Origin of the sequence: Streptomyces sp. NPDC019531 (assembly GCF_044903305.1) — a bacterium.
GTDB lineage: Bacteria > Actinomycetota > Actinomycetes > Streptomycetales > Streptomycetaceae > Streptomyces.
In genome coordinates, this window is record NZ_JBJDQL010000008.1 from 186,439 (window position 1) to 204,640 (window position 18,202).

At 68.7% G+C, this 18,202-nt stretch carries 16 protein-coding genes and 1 pseudogene; 6 read left to right on the top strand and 11 right to left on the bottom strand.

Going from position 1 to position 18,202, the window contains the following annotated elements; genetic code table 11:
- Positions 1 to 18: 18 nt before the first annotated feature.
- From ACI2L1_RS13250 to hemL, 3 genes are all read right to left on the bottom strand, one after another.
- Positions 19 to 1,305: a hypothetical protein gene (locus ACI2L1_RS13250; RefSeq protein ID WP_404739425.1), complete on the bottom strand. Its 1,287-nt coding sequence runs from the start codon at positions 1,303 to 1,305 to the stop codon at positions 19 to 21.
- 164 nt (positions 1,306 to 1,469) lie between these two features.
- Entirely contained in the window at positions 1,470 to 2,165 is a 696-nt protein-coding gene (locus tag ACI2L1_RS13255) for a histidine phosphatase family protein (protein WP_404739426.1), read from the bottom strand.
- On the bottom strand, positions 2,162 to 3,481 hold the full coding sequence (gene hemL / locus ACI2L1_RS13260; RefSeq protein ID WP_404739427.1) for a glutamate-1-semialdehyde 2,1-aminomutase: 1,320 nt from the start codon (positions 3,479 to 3,481) through the stop codon (positions 2,162 to 2,164). Before hemL ends, ACI2L1_RS13255 begins: the two co-directional genes overlap by 4 nt.
- 314 nt (positions 3,482 to 3,795) lie before the next feature.
- Here hemL and ACI2L1_RS13265 point away from each other — a divergent pair, with 314 nt between their 5' ends.
- Positions 3,796 to 4,452 carry a hypothetical protein gene (locus ACI2L1_RS13265; RefSeq protein ID WP_404739428.1) on the top strand — a complete coding sequence of 219 codons (657 nt, stop codon included), beginning with the start codon at positions 3,796 to 3,798 and terminating at the stop codon, positions 4,450 to 4,452.
- Positions 4,453 to 4,590: 138 nt separating this feature from the next.
- Here ACI2L1_RS13265 and ACI2L1_RS13270 read toward each other — a convergent pair whose 3' ends face one another.
- Positions 4,591 to 5,241 (bottom strand): peroxiredoxin-like family protein, encoded by a 651-nt coding sequence (locus tag ACI2L1_RS13270; RefSeq protein WP_404739429.1) that lies wholly within the window; start codon positions 5,239 to 5,241, stop codon positions 4,591 to 4,593.
- Positions 5,242 to 5,383: 142 nt separating this feature from the next.
- On the bottom strand, positions 5,384 to 5,530 hold the full coding sequence (locus ACI2L1_RS13275; RefSeq protein WP_404739430.1) for a hypothetical protein: 147 nt from the start codon (positions 5,528 to 5,530) through the stop codon (positions 5,384 to 5,386).
- Positions 5,531 to 5,695: 165 nt separating this feature from the next.
- Here ACI2L1_RS13275 and ACI2L1_RS13280 point away from each other — a divergent pair, with 165 nt between their 5' ends.
- Positions 5,696 to 6,295: a TetR/AcrR family transcriptional regulator gene (locus ACI2L1_RS13280; protein ID WP_404739431.1), complete on the top strand. Its 600-nt coding sequence runs from the start codon at positions 5,696 to 5,698 to the stop codon at positions 6,293 to 6,295.
- 18 nt (positions 6,296 to 6,313) lie between these two features.
- On the opposite strand, the gene mctP is transcribed toward ACI2L1_RS13280, so the two are convergent.
- From mctP to ACI2L1_RS13305, 5 genes are read right to left on the bottom strand one after another with little or no spacing between them, the layout of a single operon-like run.
- A complete protein-coding gene (mctP, locus tag ACI2L1_RS13285) occupies positions 6,314 to 7,948 on the bottom strand; it encodes a monocarboxylate uptake permease MctP (RefSeq protein ID WP_404739432.1) in 1,635 nt (544 codons plus the stop codon).
- On the bottom strand, positions 7,945 to 9,516 hold the full coding sequence (locus ACI2L1_RS13290; RefSeq protein ID WP_404739433.1) for an MFS transporter: 1,572 nt from the start codon (positions 9,514 to 9,516) through the stop codon (positions 7,945 to 7,947). Before ACI2L1_RS13290 ends, mctP begins: the two co-directional genes overlap by 4 nt.
- Before the next feature lie 2 nt (positions 9,517 to 9,518).
- A complete protein-coding gene (locus ACI2L1_RS13295; RefSeq protein ID WP_404739434.1) occupies positions 9,519 to 11,183 on the bottom strand; it encodes a histidine phosphatase family protein in 1,665 nt (554 codons plus the stop codon).
- Positions 11,183 to 13,231 (bottom strand): FAD/NAD(P)-binding protein, encoded by a 2,049-nt coding sequence (locus ACI2L1_RS13300; protein ID WP_404739435.1) that lies wholly within the window; start codon positions 13,229 to 13,231, stop codon positions 11,183 to 11,185. The genes ACI2L1_RS13295 and ACI2L1_RS13300 overlap by 1 nt, the downstream gene beginning before the upstream one ends.
- Before the next feature lie 28 nt (positions 13,232 to 13,259).
- Complete coding sequence (locus ACI2L1_RS13305; RefSeq protein WP_404739436.1) at positions 13,260 to 13,670, bottom strand: OsmC family protein; 411 nt, start codon at positions 13,668 to 13,670, stop codon at positions 13,260 to 13,262.
- Between the two features lie 257 nt (positions 13,671 to 13,927).
- On the opposite strand from ACI2L1_RS13305, the gene ACI2L1_RS13310 reads away from it, so the two are divergent.
- Positions 13,928 to 15,421, top strand: a complete 1,494-nt coding sequence (locus tag ACI2L1_RS13310) for an NB-ARC domain-containing protein (RefSeq protein ID WP_404739437.1) — start codon at positions 13,928 to 13,930, stop codon at positions 15,419 to 15,421.
- Between the two features lie 93 nt (positions 15,422 to 15,514).
- On the top strand, positions 15,515 to 16,204 hold the full coding sequence (locus tag ACI2L1_RS13315; protein ID WP_404739438.1) for a haloacid dehalogenase type II: 690 nt from the start codon (positions 15,515 to 15,517) through the stop codon (positions 16,202 to 16,204).
- A gap of 72 nt (positions 16,205 to 16,276) precedes the next feature.
- Here ACI2L1_RS13315 and ACI2L1_RS13320 read toward each other — a convergent pair.
- Positions 16,277 to 16,605 (bottom strand): annotated as a pseudogene (locus tag ACI2L1_RS13320) (site-specific integrase); the annotation flags it as partial.
- A 142-nt stretch (positions 16,606 to 16,747) separates the two neighbouring features.
- On the opposite strand from ACI2L1_RS13320, the gene ACI2L1_RS13325 reads away from it, so the two are divergent.
- Complete coding sequence (locus tag ACI2L1_RS13325) at positions 16,748 to 17,104, top strand: carboxymuconolactone decarboxylase family protein (protein WP_404739439.1); 357 nt, start codon at positions 16,748 to 16,750, stop codon at positions 17,102 to 17,104.
- Between the two features lie 202 nt (positions 17,105 to 17,306).
- Positions 17,307 to 18,158, top strand: coding sequence for a class II glutamine amidotransferase (locus tag ACI2L1_RS13330; protein ID WP_404739440.1), 852 nt, complete (start codon positions 17,307 to 17,309; stop codon positions 18,156 to 18,158).
- Positions 18,159 to 18,202 lie beyond the last annotated feature (44 nt).

The window sequence follows — 18,202 nt, forward strand, 5'->3', positions numbered from 1 at the left end:
CGGGCGGAAACCCGCATTTCAGGCAGCGTTCGAGGAGGGCGTCGAGGACGAGGGGGAGGACGAGGTCGAGGGGCCCTGGAGGAACGTCTTCCAGCCACCTGCGGGCTGCTGTCCGACGTCGAGCGTCCGCAGCTGCGCGAGCACCTCCGGCTTCTGTACGTCCATCCAGTCGACGAACTGCCGGAAGGAGACCATGCGGACGTCCGCGCCCTTCTCCTTCTCCCGCGCGATGTGCTTGAAGGCCTGCTCGACGGCGTCCATGTAGATGCCGCCGTTCCAGTGCTCGAAGTGGTTGCCGACGAAGAAGGGGGCGCGGTTGGTCTCGTAGGCCCGCTGGAAGCCCGCGACGTAGGAGCCGGCGGACTGCTCGCGCCAGGCCGGGTAGTTGTAGGCGGGCGCGTTGGTCGAGTTGATCGACTGGTTGGCGAGCATGTTGTAGTCCATGGACAGGACCTCGAAGCTGTGGCCGGGGAAGGGTATCGCCTGCAGGGGCAGGTCCCAGACGCCGTTCTTCCTGTCGGGCCAGACCTGGCGGCCGCCGGGCGAGGAGGCGTCGTAGCGCCAGCCGAGTTCGCGGGCGGTGGGCAGCAGGTTGTTCTGGCCGAGCAGACAGGGCGTGCGGCCGCCGACGAGCTCCTTCTCGTAGTCGAAGGGCAGGGCGGGCAGGTCGGTCCAGCCGGTGTTGGTGCGCCACTCCTTGACGAAAGCTTTCGCCTGAGCGATCTCCGACCGCCACTGCGCGGGCGTCCAGTTGGCGACCGTGCCGTGGCCGGAGCAGAAGTGGCCGTTGAAGTGGGTGCCGATCTCGTGCCCTTCGAGCCAGGCACGGCGGACGTTGGTGAGGGTCGCCTTGACGTGCTCGTCGGTGAGGTAGCCGATGTCGGAGGCACCGCGGGGGTTGTTCGGGGGGTCGTAGAGCCGCTTCTTCGACTCGGGCAGCAGATACAGCCCGGAGAGGAAGAAGGTCATGTGTGCGCCGTGCTGCTTGGCGAGGTCGAGGAAGCGCGGGAAGAGGCCGTTGCCGACCTCGCCGGCCCCGTCCCAGGAGAAGATCACGAACTGCGGCGGGGTCTGCCCCGGCTCCAGCGGCACGGGCTTGCCGGGCTGGTACGGCTGCTTGCCGGTGAAGGAGGTGGAGCCGTCGCCGATGGGGCGCGCGGTGACGGCCGGGCTCTTGCTCGCCGAGGACCCCGAGGTGCGGGTCACCCCGTCCGACCCGGTGAGGCTCCCGCACCCCGACAGGCCGACGGCGGCAGCGGCACCGGCGCCGAGTCCGAGTGCTCCCCTTCGGGTGAGAGAGTGCATGCTTCCCCGATTCGTCACGTGCTCTGGTGGTCACCCAGTCAGAGGAGGCGACGAGGGGGGAGGTTCCCGCACTTTTTCCGGATTCGGTAACAGAAGCGCGCCCCGAAGGGGTACGGGGAACTGCGCGACCAGCAACAACGGACCGCCAGTTCCCCACAGACCGACTACGCCCCGAATGCCTTGCCCTTGCCCTTCACCGGCTTGGCACCCGCCCGCAGATGGACCGGCACAAGATCGAGCGCGGGCTCGGAGTACCCCACGGACACGATCCTGTCGCCCTGATACGTGAAGGACGTCAGGGACGCGAGCGTGCACTGCCGCCTGCGCGGGTCGTGCCACAGCCGCCGCTTCTCGACCCACGACCGCACGATCCAGATCGGCAACTGGTGACTGACGAGCACGGCTTCATGCCCCCGCGCCCGGTCCCGCGCGGCGTCCAGCGCGCCCTTCATCCGCACGACCTGGTCGACGTACGGCTCGCCCCACGACGGCTTGAACGGGTTGACGAGGTGCTTCCAGTTGTCCGGGTTCTTCAGCGCCCCGTCGCCCACGCCGAAGGTCTTGCCCTGGAAGACGTTCTCGGCCTCGATGAGCCGCTCGTCGGTCGCGATGTCGAGCCCGTGCGCCTTGGCGATCGGCGTGGCGGTCTCCTGCGCCCGCTCCAGCGGGGAGGCGCCGACATACGTGACATCTCGGGCAGCCAGATGCTCGGCGACCCGGTCGGCCATCTGCCGCCCCAGCTCGGAGAGGTGATAGCCCGCGAGACGGCCGTAGAGCACCCCGTCGGGGTTGGCGACCTCGCCGTGCCGCATGAGGTGGACGACGGTGATGTCGCTGTTGTTCTCGAAGGTGCTGCTCATGCCGCCGTGGCCTCCGCCGCCGCTCGGGCCGCCGCCGGAAGGGCGTCGGCGATCCGCTGAACCGCCTGCTCGTCATGGGCCGTGGACACGAACCACGACTCGAAGGAGGACGGCGGCAGGTAGACGCCGTTCTCCAGAAGGGAGTGGAAGAAGGCGGTGAACCGGAAGGACTCCTGCGCCTTGGCGTCCTCGTAACTGCGCACCGGCCGGTCGGTGAAGAACACGGAGAACATGTTGGAGGCGCTCTGCACGGTGTGCGCGACGCCTTCCTTGCCGAGCGCCTCGGAGACCAGCGACTGGATCCGCCCGGACACGGTGTTGACCTTGTCGTAGGCGGCGTCGTCGAGCAGCCGCAGCTGGGCGAGCCCGGCGGCGGTGGCGACGGGGTTCCCGGAGAGGGTGCCGGCCTGGTAGACGGGCCCGGCGGGAGCGAGGTGGGCCATGATGTCCGCGCGCCCGCCGAAGGCGGCGGCGGGGAACCCGCCCCCCATGACCTTCCCGAAGGTCATGAGATCGGGGCGAACGCCGTCGATGCCGTACCAGCCACTGCGGCTGGTACGGAACCCGGTCATGACCTCGTCGGAGATGTAGAGGGCGCCGTTCTGCGCGCAGGCGTCCCGCAGCCCCTGGTTGAACCCGGGAAGGGGCGGAACAACACCCATGTTCCCCGGTGAGGCCTCCGTGATCACACAGGCGATCTCACCGGGGTGCCGGTGGAAGGCCTCGTGGACGGCTTCGAGATCGTTGTACGGCAGCACGATCGTGTCGCCGGCCTGGGCGCCGGTGACGCCCGGGGTGTCGGGAAGCGCGAAGGTGGCCACACCGCTGCCCGCCGCGGCGAGCAGTGAGTCCACGTGACCGTGGTAACACCCGGCGAACTTGATGACCTTGGTGCGCCGGGTGAAGCCACGGGCGAGCCGGATGGCGGACATGGTGGCCTCGGTCCCGCTGGAGACGAGCCGCACCTGGTCGACTGGCTCGACCCGGGCGACGATCTCCTCGGCGAGCGCGACCTCGCCCTCACCGGGGGTACCGAAGGAGGTGCCTTTCGACACCGCCTCCCGGACGGCGGCGATCACTTCGGGGTGCGAGTGCCCGAGGATCATGGGGCCCCAGGAACAGACGAGGTCGACGTACTCGCGTCCGTCGGCGTCCGTCAGGTACGGCCCGGTGCCGGAGACCATGAAGCGAGGGGTGCCGCCCACGGCGCGGAATGCGCGCACCGGGGAGTTCACGCCGCCGGGCGTGACGGCCGAGGCGCGGTCGAACAGGGCCTGCGAGACAGGCGCGTCGTACGAATAGGGCAATTCACTCATATCCTGCGACTACTCCGACCTTCTCCGGGTGTGTTCGGCTTTCTTCGGCTTTCTCGGACTCCGTTGCCGGTGACTACCTCAGGGTAGGCCAGGGCTCGAAACGCCCCGGCCCCCGGCGATCTGCGAAACTGGATGCAGATACACACAGCTCACGGAGATGACGGCACGGAGCCGTTTGTTCAGGGGCTGCGAAGATCCTGCGGACAGGTGTTTCAACGCACGTTTCGGCGGGCGGCCGTGGGGGAGGTCACTGACACGATGATCGGGTTGCGCGGCGGGGGCCACGCGTCCTAGAAAAGCAGTCGGGTGGAGATATGCATCGCGGTGGCGGACTGGGCGAGGGGACTGATGACCTGGGTCCTCGACGTGCCCGGCGGGGGAAGCACCGGCGCGAGGCGGAGGAAGCCAACGAGACGCGTCAGGGACTCGGTGCATCCGGTGCACCGGGCACAACCGGTGAGTCGGAACGCGACGAGCGACGTATCGAACGTCGGATCGATCGGTTGAGGGCGGGAAGCAGGAATGGTGGTCGGGTGGGGGTGACGTACAAGTACTTCGGCGCGCCCGACGGCGCGACCGCGGCCCGGGTCCCGATCTCGATGCGCCCCGAGGAACTCGGCGGCGACGAGCTCGGCATGAACGGCATGTTCACCAAGATCAAGCCGGAGACGATGGCGGCGATGGTCCTCACCGGCATAGAGGGCGTCCCGCTCCACAAGGTCCCCCCGCTCGAACTGATCGTCCTCCACCCCGACTACGCGGTGGTCAAGCTCCCCATGACGGTCGTCGACCCCCTGCGCGGCATCGGCGAGGAAGCGGTCGGCGCGGCGGCGTTCATCTGGTCGACGGTCCCGGACCGGGGCGGCCCGCGGGACGCGTTCAATGTCTACCAACTGCTGCACGAGTGGCAGGACTTCAGCCATCGGTTGCATGAGGCGGGGCATCAGCCGTATTGCCTTGTCTGGCCCTGACCTGGGGCTTCGTTTGGTGCGGGCGGGGCTTTCGGGTCCCGCCTTTGTCATGTGCCGGGAGGGGCCGTCAGGCGGCCAGGGCACATTGAGGGCACATGGGTTTCGGCGGGGGCGCCATGTGCCCTCTCGGCAGTGCGATCAGCCCAGGGCGTCGAGGGCCGCGAGGATGTCGGCGGGTTCGGCGCGGGTGGTGTAGTCGGTGTCGACGAAGGCCCAGCGGATCGTGCCGTCGCGGTCGATGACGTAGGTGGCGGGCAGCGGCAGCGTGCGCGGGTGGCCGTAGTTGACGCGCTGAAGGTCGAAGCCGAGCTTGTCGTAGACGGCGGCGAGGTCGTCGGGGAGGTCGAAGGCGAGGCCGTACTGCTTGGCGGTGTCGGAGCCGATGTCGCTGAGGACGTCGAAGGTGAGGGCGTGCTTCTCGGCCAGAGTGAGGGACTCGTCGGGGATCTGCGGGGAGACGGCCACCAGCCGGGCGCCGCGTGCGGTGATCGCGTCGTGGTGCTGCTGGAGGGTGCGGAGCGCGATATTGCAGTAGGGGCACCAGGCGCCGCGGTAGAAGGTCAGGACGACCGGCCCGTCAGCAAGCAGGTCGTCCAGAGCCAGGACCTGCCCGGCGGCGGAGCGGAGGCTGAAGCGCGGGGCCTGGGCGCCGATGGCAAGGGCGCGGTCGGCCTGGCCGGAGTCGGCGAGTTCCTGGCCGGCGCGCTGCATGATGGCCCGGATCTCGGCGGGGATCTGCTGCTGGCGGGCTTCGTAGAAGGTGCGCAGTTCGGCGTTGAGGGTGGTCATGGCGCTTGTTCCTCCTGGCTGGTGGCTGACGCGGGGCCGGACGCCGCTCAAGGTCGGGGCGGCGTCGGCAAAATCTTGAAATGACCGTTCCAAGATAAGGCCGGGCGTGGCCCCGCGCCAGCCGTGTGGAGGGTCCGATGGGTCAGAGGCTGGTGAACGGGCGGTGATCAGCCAGGGCGAGAGCCCTGATGAAGGCGGCGAGATGGACGGCGCGGCGGGCAAGGAAGCGGCGGAGTCGGGGCGTCTGCGATCCGTACGCGGCGGCCCACAGGGCTGGTATGCGATTCATGGGGGCATGGTCGCGGCGCGTGGCGGCCCGCAGGCGGATCGTGGACGAAGCTGGACGCTGCTGCACAGGCGGGTGGCCTGTGCAGCTCTGTACCCGTCAGCGCCTTTGCCGCCGGGTGAACGCGGAGTATCTTGGAATCCCTATTTCAAGATGGCGGGGTGAGGCATGCCGGACATCAAGCACTTCGATCCGGACGCGACCCTGGAGGCCGTGGTGCGGCTGTTCTGGCGGCAGGGTGTGGCCTCGACCGGAATCCAGGACGTGGTGACGGCGACCGGGCTCAACCGCTCCAGCCTGTACGCCACGTTCGGCGGCAAGCAGGAGCTCTACCTCGCCGCGTTGCGCCGCTATCTCGAACAGCGATCTCAGCCGATGTTCCGACGCCTGGCGGAGGACGGGCGGGGGCTGCAGGCCGTCTCCGAGTTCTTCGGCGGCCTGATCGAGGCGCGCTGCTCCGGCGAGTACGCCCGCTGGGGCTGCATGGTCTCCAATGCACACGCAGGGGCCGAGAACAGTGATCCGGAGGTGCGCGCCGTCCTGGACCGGCATCACCAGGATTTGCGGGACGCGCTGTACGCGGCGCTCGTCGCCGGCGAGGCCCAGGGCCAGTTGGCCGCCGGTGCGGACCCCGGCGCCTCCGCCGACTTGCTGGCGCTGCTCGCCTACGGTGTGAACCTGCGCTCCCGTGCCGGCGCCGATGCCGCGACACTGAGGAAGACGGTGACGGCCGCCCTGGACTCGATCGCCGACCGAGCGGCCGCGTAGAACCGGCTGACCCGGCTCTCAACTGCCGTGGGGAGCAGGCGAAGTGCCCGGACGAAGAACGGGCGCCGCCTTCGCTCCTGCTGTGTCCGCCGTGTAGTCCCCAGGGGATGTGACGTCGACACCCTCCGGCGCCTTGACGGCCTTGAGCACGAAAGTCAGGACTACCGTCACCATCACGTTGAGCACGAACGCCGTCAGGCCGATGTAACCGATCTCGCCAATGCCCGGGATCTCCTTCGCCGAGCCGCCGAAGTGCCTCTGCGTCGGGGAGGCGACGCCGTACGCGGCGAAGGTGCCGTAGACCATGCCGACCGCCCAGCCGGCGAGCAGCGCCCAGCGGTGGAACCAGCGGGTGAAGAGGCCGCCGACCAGAGCCGGGAAGGTCTGCAGGATCCAGATGCCGCCCAGGAGCTGGAAGTTGATGGCCACCGTCTTGTCCATGGTCAGGACGAAGACCAGCGCACCGATCTTCACCAGCAGGGACACCAGCTTGGAGACCTTCGTCTCCTGTTCCGGTGTCGCGTCCGGCTTGATGAAGTCCTTGTAGATGTTGCGGGTGAAGAGATTCGCGGCTGCGATCGACATGATCGCGGCCGGCACAAGCGCGCCGATGCCGATCGCCGCGAAGGCCACGCCCGCGAACCAGCTCGGGAACATGTCCTCGAACAGCTGCGGGATCGCCAACTGCCCGTTGGTGACCTTGACTCCGGCCGCGATGGCCATGAAACCCAGCAGAGCCAGCAACCCCAGCATCAGCGTGTAGAGGGGCATCACCGTTGTGCTGCGCCGGATCACCTCGCGGCTGCGGGAGGACAGCGTGGCCGTGATCGAGTGGGGGTACATGAACATGGCCATCGCGGAGCCGAGGGCCAACGTCGCGTACGTCCACTGGGCTTCACTGCCGCTGACCAGTGATCCACGGGGCTTGCCCGTGGCCGGATTGGTCTGGGAGAACGCCTGGCCCGCCTTGGCGAAGATGTCGTCGAAGCCGCCCAGCTTGATCGGTATGTAGATGATGGCCACCGTGATGACGATGTAGATCAGGGTGTCCTTGACGAACGCGATCATGGCTGGGGCTCTCAGGCCCGAGGAGTAGGTGTAGGCCGCCAGCACGCCGAAGGCGATCAGCAGCGGCAGGTCCTTGACGAACCAGTTGCGGTTCTCGCCGCCGCCGACGCCCATGACGTCGAGAACCGCCTGGATGCCGACCAGTTGAAGTGCGATGTACGGCATCGTCGCCAGGATCCCGGTGAAGGCCACGGCCAGCGACAGGCCCTTCGAGCCGAAGCGGCCGCGCACGAAGTCGGCCGTGGTGACGTACCCGTGCCTGTGGCAGACCGACCAAAGCCGTGGCAGGAACGTGAAGATCAGCGGGTAGACGAGGATCGTGTACGGCACCGCGAAGAACCCGGCCGCACCCGCGGCGTAGATCGCCGCGGGAACAGCCACGAAGGTGTAGGCGGTGTACACGTCGCCGCCGAGCAGGAACCACGTGATCCAGGTGCCGAACGAGCGGCCGCCCAGGCCCCATTCGTCGAGGGTGTGCTCGTTGTCGGCCTTGCGCCAGCGCGCGGCCAGGAAGCCCATGACGGTCACGGCCAGGAAGAAGAGGACGAAGACGGCGAGTGCGACGCCGTTGACGCCGCCGGTCATGTCGCCGTACCTCCCTTGCCAGGCAGGTGCGTTGTCGCCTTGGCCTGGGCGGCGACGACCTCGCGGCTGACCAGTTCGTCGAGTTCGGCGTCCAGCGCGGTAATGCCCTCGGGAGTCTGGGCGGCGGCCTGCGGGTTGCTCCCGCGGACGGCGACGGCGATCCCTGCCAGGGCCATGGGCAGCGCCACGAACACCGCGGCGGTGCGGATGCCTCCCGGCGCCGAGAGGACCAGGGCGATGAGGGGCGGGCCGAAGGCCCCGCCGGACTTGCCGACGGCCGCGGCCCAGCCGCCGGCGGTGCCCCGGATGGCCAGGGGGTAGATCTCGGCCGTGTAGGGGCCGATGAGCGCGATGACTCCGGCGGTGCCGGCGAACAGCAGCATCACGGTGGCCAGCAGGATGGGCCGGCTGCCCTCCAGCCCGACGGCGGCCAGCGTCAAAAGGGCGCCGACGGTGAGGGCCGCGTAGACGACCATAGTGCCCCTGGCCGACCAGTGCATGTAGAGCCATGCGCCGACCGCGCAGGTGGGGATGGCCAGCAGTGACGAGAGGAACAGCAGGGTGGCGGCGGACATGCCGTGCCGGCCGGAGGATTCCAGCTGGCTGGGCAGGAAGGTGATGAACCCCCAGTAGACGAGGCCCCAGGCCAGTGCGTAGGCGCTGACGACCAGCGTCTTGGCCGTCTGCGGGCGCTTGAACAGGGCGGAGGCCGGGACCTGCTTCGCCCGTGTCTGCCGGGCGGTGAAAGCGGCCGATTCGGGGATCCAGCGGTTCAGTGCGATCAGGACCAGGACCAGCGGGAGTTGGGCGAACCAGGTCACGCGCCAGCCCGCCAGGGGAATCAGGACGGCGGCCAGGCCGGAGGCGGCCATGTAGCCGCCGGTGGTGGTGAGTCCGGCCTGCAGGACCATGATGGCCGCCCGGCGGCCGGGCGGCAGGCTCTCGGTCATCAGGGCGTAGACGACGGGCAGCATGCCGCCGGCCGCCATGCCCATCAGGGCACACATGACGAGCGTGCCGGCGAAGGTCGGCATGGCGCCGCACACCGTGGTGCCGAGGAAGAGCAGGGAGGCTATGAGGATGGTGGCCCGGCGGCCGATGCGGTCCGCCGCGCGTCCCCAGACGAGCGATCCGAGCACGGTGCCGGTCAGCGCGACCGTGGGCAGCCACGAGACGTCGGCGGCACTGAGGCCGTATTCGGCCCGCAGGCCGGGCGAGATGAACGCCAGGGTGGCCGGCTTCATCTGGTCCACCAGGAGGGCGAAGGTCAGGATGGCGACGAGGCGACGCCGGCCGGCCGCCGTGGTGGGGGCCGGAGCGGGGGCGGCAGCGGGAACGGCTGTCCGTGGCTGCACGACCGCGATGCCGGAGAGCACCACGCCGACGACGATGGCGGCCATGGCCGCCCACATCATCGCCGGTGACATGTCCATCATGGACATGTGGAAGTGCATGGATGCGGAGTCGATGAACATCCACAGGTGCTCGGCGACGCCGGCGCAGGTGAGGGCGACACCGGTCCAGAACAGTAACGGCCGGGGTATCAACGAAGCAGGTGGCGCGGACAAGGTCAACTCCTCGCGGAAAGCCGGGCGTCGGGGTCTTCAAGGACGCGGACGGGGGCGACGGCATGCTGCTCGGCCGACGGACGGTCCTTGAGCGCGAGTACGTCGGGCCAGCGCGGGTCGTCGGGGGCGACGACGAGGTGGCGGGCGTACCAACTGTCGAAGAAGGACAGGACGAACATCGGCAGCAGGGTCCAGATCGCCACCTGCTCCAGCGGCCCGTTGCCGGTCAGCGCGGCGATGATGACCACGACGAACACGTTCGGGTAGGTCATCGCGGTGTAGTCGTCGAGCGTCTGGACGTGGCGGCGGCGCTTGAGCAGGGTGGCGACCAGGCGCAGGCCGAGGGCGATGCCCGCGGCTGTGGGCGCGTAGGTGGTGAAGCCGTCCAGGTCGAGCTTGAGGCAGACCAGCACGATGAACGCGGTGAGCAGCAGCACCGCCACGTATCCGTTGCGCTCGCCGTACTTGGCCGTGCGGACGGGCGAGCGTTCCCTCAGGCGTTTGACCAGGAGGTAGACCGCGGTGACGACGCCGGTGGAGGTGGCGGCGCTGATGGCGATGGCCGGGGCGATGTCCTCGTGCAAGGTCAGGGCGAGGACGGTCGAGAACGACAGCGTCGCGGCCAGCGAGGAGAGCAGGACCTGCGCGAACGTCGGCATGATCATCCCGCCGAGGCAGCGGCTGACGGTCATCGCCACCACCGAGCTGGGCGTGGCGAGGAACACCGCGGCGATCGCCGCCGTACTCGTACTGCCTGCGTCCGACCAGCGCACCAAGGCCGCGAAGGCGATCGGCAGGGCGAGGTAGCGCAGGGCCACGGACCTCAGCGTGCCGCGGTCCGTCACGAAGGCTCGCGCGTTCTCCAGCTCGATGCGGCACATGGTGATGACACTGGCCAGCACCAGTAGGAGGAGCAGTACATAGGGCGAGGCGGAGATCCGCGCTCCCGCCAGGTTGGCCATCAGGCCCGCTGCCAGGCCCGCGCAGAAGACCACGGGATGGTTGACGACGATCCAGTCGTAGACCATGTTCATGGTCTTGTTCTCGTTCTTGACGTAGCTGTGGATCCGGTCGCCCTGCAGCATCTGGGAGTTGGGCAGCCGCAGGTCGTACGACTCGTCGGCCGGACGGTCCAGGATGAACCGGCAGATCAACTCGACGACGTACTTGTGTGAGACCACACAGACGGTCTCGCCGCGCCGCAGCGCGGGCAGCAACTCCTCCTCGTAGAAGCCGTGCACGCGGTCCTTGAACTGCTGGAACGTCTCGCCGCCGTACATGGTCGGGCTGTCGGCGTTCATGGCACGCTCGTACTCGGCGATGCCGTGGCGGCGCTGGAGGATGGACTTGCTCTCCAGCGTGTAGCTGCCGAAGTCGCGCTCCATCAGGCGCTCGTCGACCACGGCCTCGGGGACGTCCGCGCCGGGGGCGTCCCTGCCGAAGATGGTGTTGGCGGTCTCGAAGGCGCGGGTCAGCGGGGAGACGTAGACGCGGTCGAAGTGCTGCCCACGGTGGCCCTTGGCGACCTTCTCGGCCTGGATCCGGCCGAGGAAGGTCAGGGGGGCGTCGCGCTGCCCGGCGATGCGGTGGACGGAATTGCAGGTCGATTCGCCGTGCCGGACCATGAACAGCCGGCTCAGCAGCTCCTGCTCGTTGTGCTCTGCCATCACGCGCCCTTCTTCGGGGCGTGCTTGACCTGCTCGGCGTACTGGGAGTCCCAGCCCGCCAGCTTGGTGATGTCGCACAGGTTGTGGACCGCGTGCTTCTGCACGAGCGTGGCCAGCAGGGAGATGGTCCGCCGGGCCTGCTGCGGGGCGAGTCCGAACTCGCGGCCCAGGGCGGCGCCGAAGTCGGCCAGGTCGTCGTCCAGGATGGCGCGGTATTTGCGGCGCTCGGTGCGGTCCTGGGCCTGCAGGTAGTTGACGGCATTGGGGTAGGCGTTGTCGCGGGCGTAGTCCTGCAGGCGCTTACGCAGGCGGGTGGCCTGCGGTTCCTCGCCGGCGAGGTCGGCGGCGATCCAGTCGCTGCTGCGGATCAGGCAGTGGTGGATGCCGTCGGGAATGTCCATCTGCCCCTCGTCGCTGGCGGATTCGAGGCGGCGCAGCACCTCCATTGCCGTGTCGAAGCACTGGTTGCGCAGGGTGCCGATGCTGAACACGAACGCGCCGAGCCGGCCGCGGCGGGTGGTCTCGTCGCCCTGGCGCATCGGGCCGACGCCGAACAGACCCGCTGCCACCGTGCCGTCGGCGGCGATGAGTTGACCGTGGGCGCCGACCTCGATGCCCCGGTGGGTCTTGGTCTGCGGCTGCGCGTAGCCGTGTCCGTTGACCAGGCCGTGCCACAGGGGGTGGTCGGTGCGCTCGTAATCGGTCTTGTTACCCAGGCAGTTGACGACCCGGTCGACGACGATGTCCGGCTGGTCGGCGAAGACCACCCGGATCTTCGTGCCGTCCTCGACGGGGCGCATGTCCTGGATGTCGGCGGCCAGGGCCTCGACGGTCTTCGGGGCGCCGTTGTATCCGCGCATCCGGCTGCGTACAACGCCGCCGATCTCCCTCACGGTGCTGGTGCGGTTGGTGACGATCAGGCTCTTGTACTTGTCGAGCAGCATCCGCACGTCGCGGGCGTCCATGCGGGAGATCAGCTCGATGACGTACGGCTCCCACGCCTTCATGACCCGCTCGGGGAAGACCGCGTCGAGCGCGCTGCCCGGCTCCACCCCGTGCTCGGCGCGCAGGTGGGCGTACTCCGCCCTGATCCCCTCGACCACCATCTCGGAGGTGAGCTTCTTGGCGTCGAGGAAGGGCGGCCGGCGGGCCTGCCAGATGTCGTGCTCGTGGTCGACGGGGTAGGTGCCGTGCATGTGGCCGCCACGCGAGCAGATCAGGATCTGTCCCCGGTGGCCGGCGTGGATGAGGGAGATCACCGTGTCGAAGGCCGACAGCGCGGAGCCCGTGACGAGGACGCTCTCCTCGGCGCCCACTGCCTGGAACCAGTCCTGCGCGCCGGGGGCGTAGGGATCGGCGAGGAAGCGGTCGCAGTCCTTGATGCGGTGGTAGAAGGGCGCCTGCACCGGCGAGAGGTGACCGGTCGCGAGGATCACCTGGTCCGACGGCAGATTGTGTACGCCGCCCTGCTCTCCGGCGTCGGCGTACTTGACGACGTAGCCGTCGGCCTGCCGGTGTACGTCGATGACCTCACCGGTGAGCTCGCACAGGGTCACCTCGGCGTGGGCGTCGGCGGCCGCGTCACGCAGCCGCTCGGCCAGGTACTGCCGGAAGATCCGCCGCGGCACGACACAGGCCACACCGAAGGTGTGGTACTGCCACTTCCGCGGCCATTCGGAGCGGTCCGCCTCCTCATTGGCCCACTCCAGGAAGTCCTCCGGGCGTTCGCGGCGCAGGGTGATGCGGCCGGCCTGGATGTTGAGCATGTGCTCCCAGTTGGTGGACGCCCTTCCGAAGGCGATACCGCCGTAGCGGTAGCCCTCCTCCCGCTCTATCAGGCATATCTCCAGGGGTTCATCGGCGAAGTGGAGCAGCCGGATGGCGGTGAGCGTGCCCGAGAAGCCGGCGCCGACGATCGTGACGCGCCGCGTGCCCGGGGCCACACCCTCCATGGACTCGTGCTGCATGCCGCTCGCCTGCATCGCCATGGCCGCCATGCCGCGGTCCCGGCTCGGGCTGTCCTGCATCGTGGTGTGCTGTATTTCCACGGTCTTGTCTCCTTCGGTGGGGGGAGCGTCAGCGCCACTCGTGGGTGAAGCGGACCGACACGGCGTCGCGGATCGAGTTGTGGACGATGCAGCCCCGCTCGGCCTTGAGCAGGGGCTTGGAGATCAGGTCCCGGAGGGCGACGGGCGCCGACACCTGCACGGTGATTTCGGAGAATCGAGTCGGCGCGCTCACGAGGCTTCCGTCGACCTGGAAGCTGATCTCGGAGGCGTCGGCCTGCGGGTCCTCGGCCTTCAAGGCGGCGAGGAAGGTGCTCACGTAGCACCCGCCGAGAGCCAGGAGCAGCAGCTCCCCGCCCATGGGGCCGGCGTCGGTCCCCTCCTTCTCCTTGGGCCGGTCGATGGTGACCGTGTGGTCTCTGGCCTGGCCCACGACGACGCTGCCGCCGACGGGGCGTAGGGACACACCGATGTCAGGCATGGCTGTGCACGGACTCCTGTCCTGGAACGGGGCACCTGGGGTCTGCCGGGACTCCCGGGGTGCCGGTGAGCGGGATCGGGCCTCAGCATCGGGACGGAATCTGGGCTTCCGGACAGATCGTGGATGATCCTGGATGCGCTCCGTGGCCGGACGTCAACACATGGAAACTGCTTGACAGCCACAGCCCCACTTCGCCTAACTTGAAACGACCGTTCCAAGTTGGTCGTGGCCCAGGTGTCCCATGGGGGAGGATGTTCGTGCCGCAGGTACTGGATCCGGGCAAAGCCCGCACGTTAGACGAATACATCGCGGAACTGCGGCTGTTGAAGGCGTGGGTGGGCAACCCGTCGATCACCGAGATCACGCGGCGCATCCACCGGGACTGGCAGCAGGCCGGGCGGCCCCGCAGCGAGTGGCCGGCCCGCTCGACCGTGGGCAACTGCTTCCAACTCGGCCGTCGTCGGCCCAACGCCGACCTGTTGCTGGCCGTGGTGCAGGCCCTCGTCGGCTCCGAAGAGGCCATCGTCTCGAACTGGCGGCAGTCACTGCGCGCGGTGCTCGGCGAGGCCGAGGCCGCCGCACAAGTCAGCGCCTACGACCGACTGCCCGCAGGACTCCCCTCGTTCGTCGGCAGGGCCGGCCTGGTGGCCCGTGCACGAGCTCTGCTGACCGCCGACGGCGATCTGCAGACACTGGCGCTGGAGGGCATGCCGGGCGTGGGAAAGACGTCACTTGCCCTGCATGTCGCCCACCAGCTGCTCGTCGAGGAGCGTACCGACGCGCCCGTCCTCTTCGTGAACCTCCGAGGTTCCGCACCACAGGGCCCGCCCGCCGACCCCGCCGCCGTACTGGAGACCTTCCTGCGCCTGCTCGGCGTTCCCGGAGATCGCATTCCGTACGGACTCGACGCACGAGCGGCCCGCTACCGCCAGTTGCTGGCGGGAACCGGCGCGCTGATCGTCCTGGACGACGCGACGGACACGGAACAGGTACGGCCGCTCCTGCCCGCGACCCGTGGCAGCCGTACTCTGATCACCAGCCGATCCACCCTGACCGGCCTCGGCGACACCCACCGCATGCCGGTATCGCCGCTCGAGCCCGACGACTCCCTGGAACTGCTGCGGGCAACGGCGGGAGCCGATCGCATTGCCCCGGACACCCCAGCCGTCCAGCAGATCGCGGACCTGCTGGGCCATCTCCCGCTGGCACTGTCGGGCATCGGCCGGCACATGCGGGACCACCCCTGCTGGGCGCTCGGCGACTACTACATCGAGCCCCTGATCACCCTGGCCCTCGAAGACGGCGGACGGGCCGCGCTGGCCTCCTCCTACGCTCGGCTGCCGAGGGGCGCACGGCGGCTGCTGCGTCTGCTGGCGCTCCATCCGCCACAGGAGGTGGATGCCGGCGCGGCCGCCGCGCTCCTGGGTGAACCGCCCGCCGTTGCCGAGATCCACCTCGCCACCCTGACGGCGGCGCACCTGATCCAACGAACCGCGCCGCACCGGTTCCGGCTTCACCCACTCATCCACGCCTACGCGGAGGAACGTATCTGCATCGACGAGCCGGCGACCCGAATCCGAGAAGCCCTGGCCCGCATGCTGGAACACAGCCACGGCCGCGATGACTCCGTGCGGCTCCGGACCCGGACCACCCGCGGACTCCGTCTCCCCATGCCCTGGCAGCAACCTGAAGCAGGTGCAGAGATCCGGCTGCCTCAGGAATTGGACGCCGGGCGGGTACTCGCAGCTTGATGGACGTCACGTCCGGCATCGGCGTACGGCTACCTACGTATGCCCTGCCCGGGTGGGACGGACACGGCATCGAGAAAGTGAAGCGGAGGAAGCATGCCTGCCGACCAGCACCAGGTCATCGTCTTCGACGTCAACGAGACGCTCAGTGATCTCGACTCGCTGCGCAGCCGCTTCGAGGACATCGGGGTGCCCGGGTACTTGATGCCGGGCTGGTTCGCGGGGGTGCTGCGGGACGGGTTCGCGCTGACAGCTGCCGGTGGGTACGCGGACTTCGCGGCCGTTGCCCGGGACGGTGTACGGACGGTGCTGTCCGGGCTGGAGGGCTGGTCGGGAGACGAGGAGGGCGCGGTCCAACATGTGCTGGACGGCTTCACCCAGCTGGACGTGCATCCCGATGTGCCGGACGGGGTGCGGAAGTTGAGCGATGCGGGCTATCGGCTGACGGCGATGACCAACGGCAGCGTCGACCTGGCCGAGCGGCTGCTGGGCAAGGCCGGACTGCTGCACCGCTTCGAGGCTTTGTGGGACGTACGAGGCCCCCGCTGCTGGAAACCGGCTCCGGCCGCCTACCACCACGCCGTCGAACGGGCCCGCGTACAGCCCGACCAGGCCGTGCTGGTGGCCGTGCACCCCTGGGACATCGACGGAGCCCGGCGCGCCGGGCTGGCCGGCGCCTGGCTGCGGCGCGGCGCCTGCGTGTACCCGCAGACGATGACACGGCCCAACTACAGCGCGCGGGACCTGCGGGAACTTGCCGACGTGCTGACCGCTGGTCGATCGTGACGCCGCCAGTACCGAGCCGATGGATCGGGCGGGTTTCGACTCCCGCCCTCTTCATGCGCCGCGAGCAGCACGTCAGGCGGCCAGGGCGCGTTGAGGGCAAAAGGGTGTCTTCTTGTCTCCGACGGGGCTGAAGCGCCATGGGCGGCGGATTGGCCACCGTCGTCTCCTGCTTCGGCTTCCGTGAAGGCGTCGTCTATCGCCATGCGCGTGCGGGTCTCGCTGGACGCCGGCAGGTGCGTGTACGTCCGCAGCGTGAAGCCCGGTACGAGTGCCCGAGGTACTCCGAGAGCGCCTTGATGCTCTCCCCCGCGCGGTGCTGCCTGGAGGTACCTCGCGCCCCGCTCACGGGGAGGTATCACGTCGGCGGCCCCCAGAGCGCGCTTCCAGCCGCCCATGTTGAAGCAGCGATCACCCGCTCAGCCCAACATGCGCTCGGCTCTCACGGCTCCTACCGTGGATGAGGAAAAGACCGACGCGTGAGGGTTCCTGTGGTCAACAGGATGGCGCGTGTCGGCTCCTCACAGCACCGGAAGGCAGACGTACATGGCCACACGGTCCGACACCCCCGTTCTCGACACGCTCGCCGCCATGACGGTCGACTCGATCGAGCGCTGCGGCCTGGACGAGAGAACGTTCATTCTCACCCGCCTGGCCGCGCTCGCGGCCATGGATGCACCGGCGATCTCCTACCTCGCGCATGTCGACCCTGCCGTCAAGGCCGATCTGACCGCCGAGCAACTACAGGACGTTCTCGTTGCCATCGCCCCAGTCGTCGGCACGGCACGCGTCATGTCGGCCGCAACTCACATCACCGAGGCACTCGGCATCACCATCGCGTTGGCCGAGGCCGAGGCCGAGGCCATGGCCGAAGCGGAAGCCCAGAGCCGGAGCAAGCCCTGAGCGAGCTCTCCCGCCCCTGTCTCGGGCTGGTATCCGTCCTCGTCGCAGGACGGATACCAGCAGCGGGGTACGGCAACCACAGTGGCCGTAAGCGGACTTCACAAACCGTCACGAGCCGCCTGACCAGGTCCGCGGACCTCAGCGACAACACGGCTCGCTATACCTGCCGATACCTGCCGATACATGAAACCGGGGGCCCAGGATGTGCCGCTGGATCGCCTACTCGGGTACACCCATCCTTCTCAGCCAGGTCCTGTTCAAGCCAGAACACTCCTTGATCGACCAGAGCCTGCACTCCCGCATGGGGGTGGAGACGACCAACGGCGATGGTTTCGGTGTCGGCTGGTACACGCAGGACACGGACACTCCGGCGGTGCTGCGGGAGGTCGGTCCCGCCTGGAACAACCGCAATCTGCTGGAGGTCGCCCACCACGTTCGCTCGGGCCTGTTCTTCGCGCACATCAGGGCCTCGACCGGGACTGCCGTGCAACAGACCAACTGCCACCCCTTCCGCAGCGGTCGATGGATGTGGATGCACAACGGGGCGATCAGCGGGTTCCAGCGGCTCCGGCGGGAGCTCGCACTGGCCGTCGATCCGGCGCTGTATCCCGACATCGAGGGTTCCACCGACTCGGAGCTCATGTTCTTCCTGGCCCTCACCTTCGGTCTGACGGAGGATCCTCCCGGTGCCGTGGCGCGTATGGCCGGCCTGGTCGAGGAAGCGGGGCACGCGCACGACATCCCATACCCGCTGCAGATGACCCTCGCAGTAGCCGACGGCGAACGCGTATGGGCCTTCCGCTACTCCAGCGAGGGCCGCTCACGGTCGTTGTACTTCAGCACCAAGGTGGACGCCCTGCGTGCACTCCATCCGGATGCCGCGTTCCTGCGGGACGTCTCCGACGAGACCCGTCTCGTCGTGTCAGAACCGCTGGGCGCTCTCTCCGGCGCATGGAACGAGGTGCCGGAGAGCAGTTACGGCATCATCCAGCCGGGGGGAGACGCGCTCCATGCTTTCCGACCCGCCCTGCAAGGCGACTCGGCCTTGAGCTGACCAGCAGACTGGTGAACGGGCCAGTGGCCGGCTGTGCCGCGCGC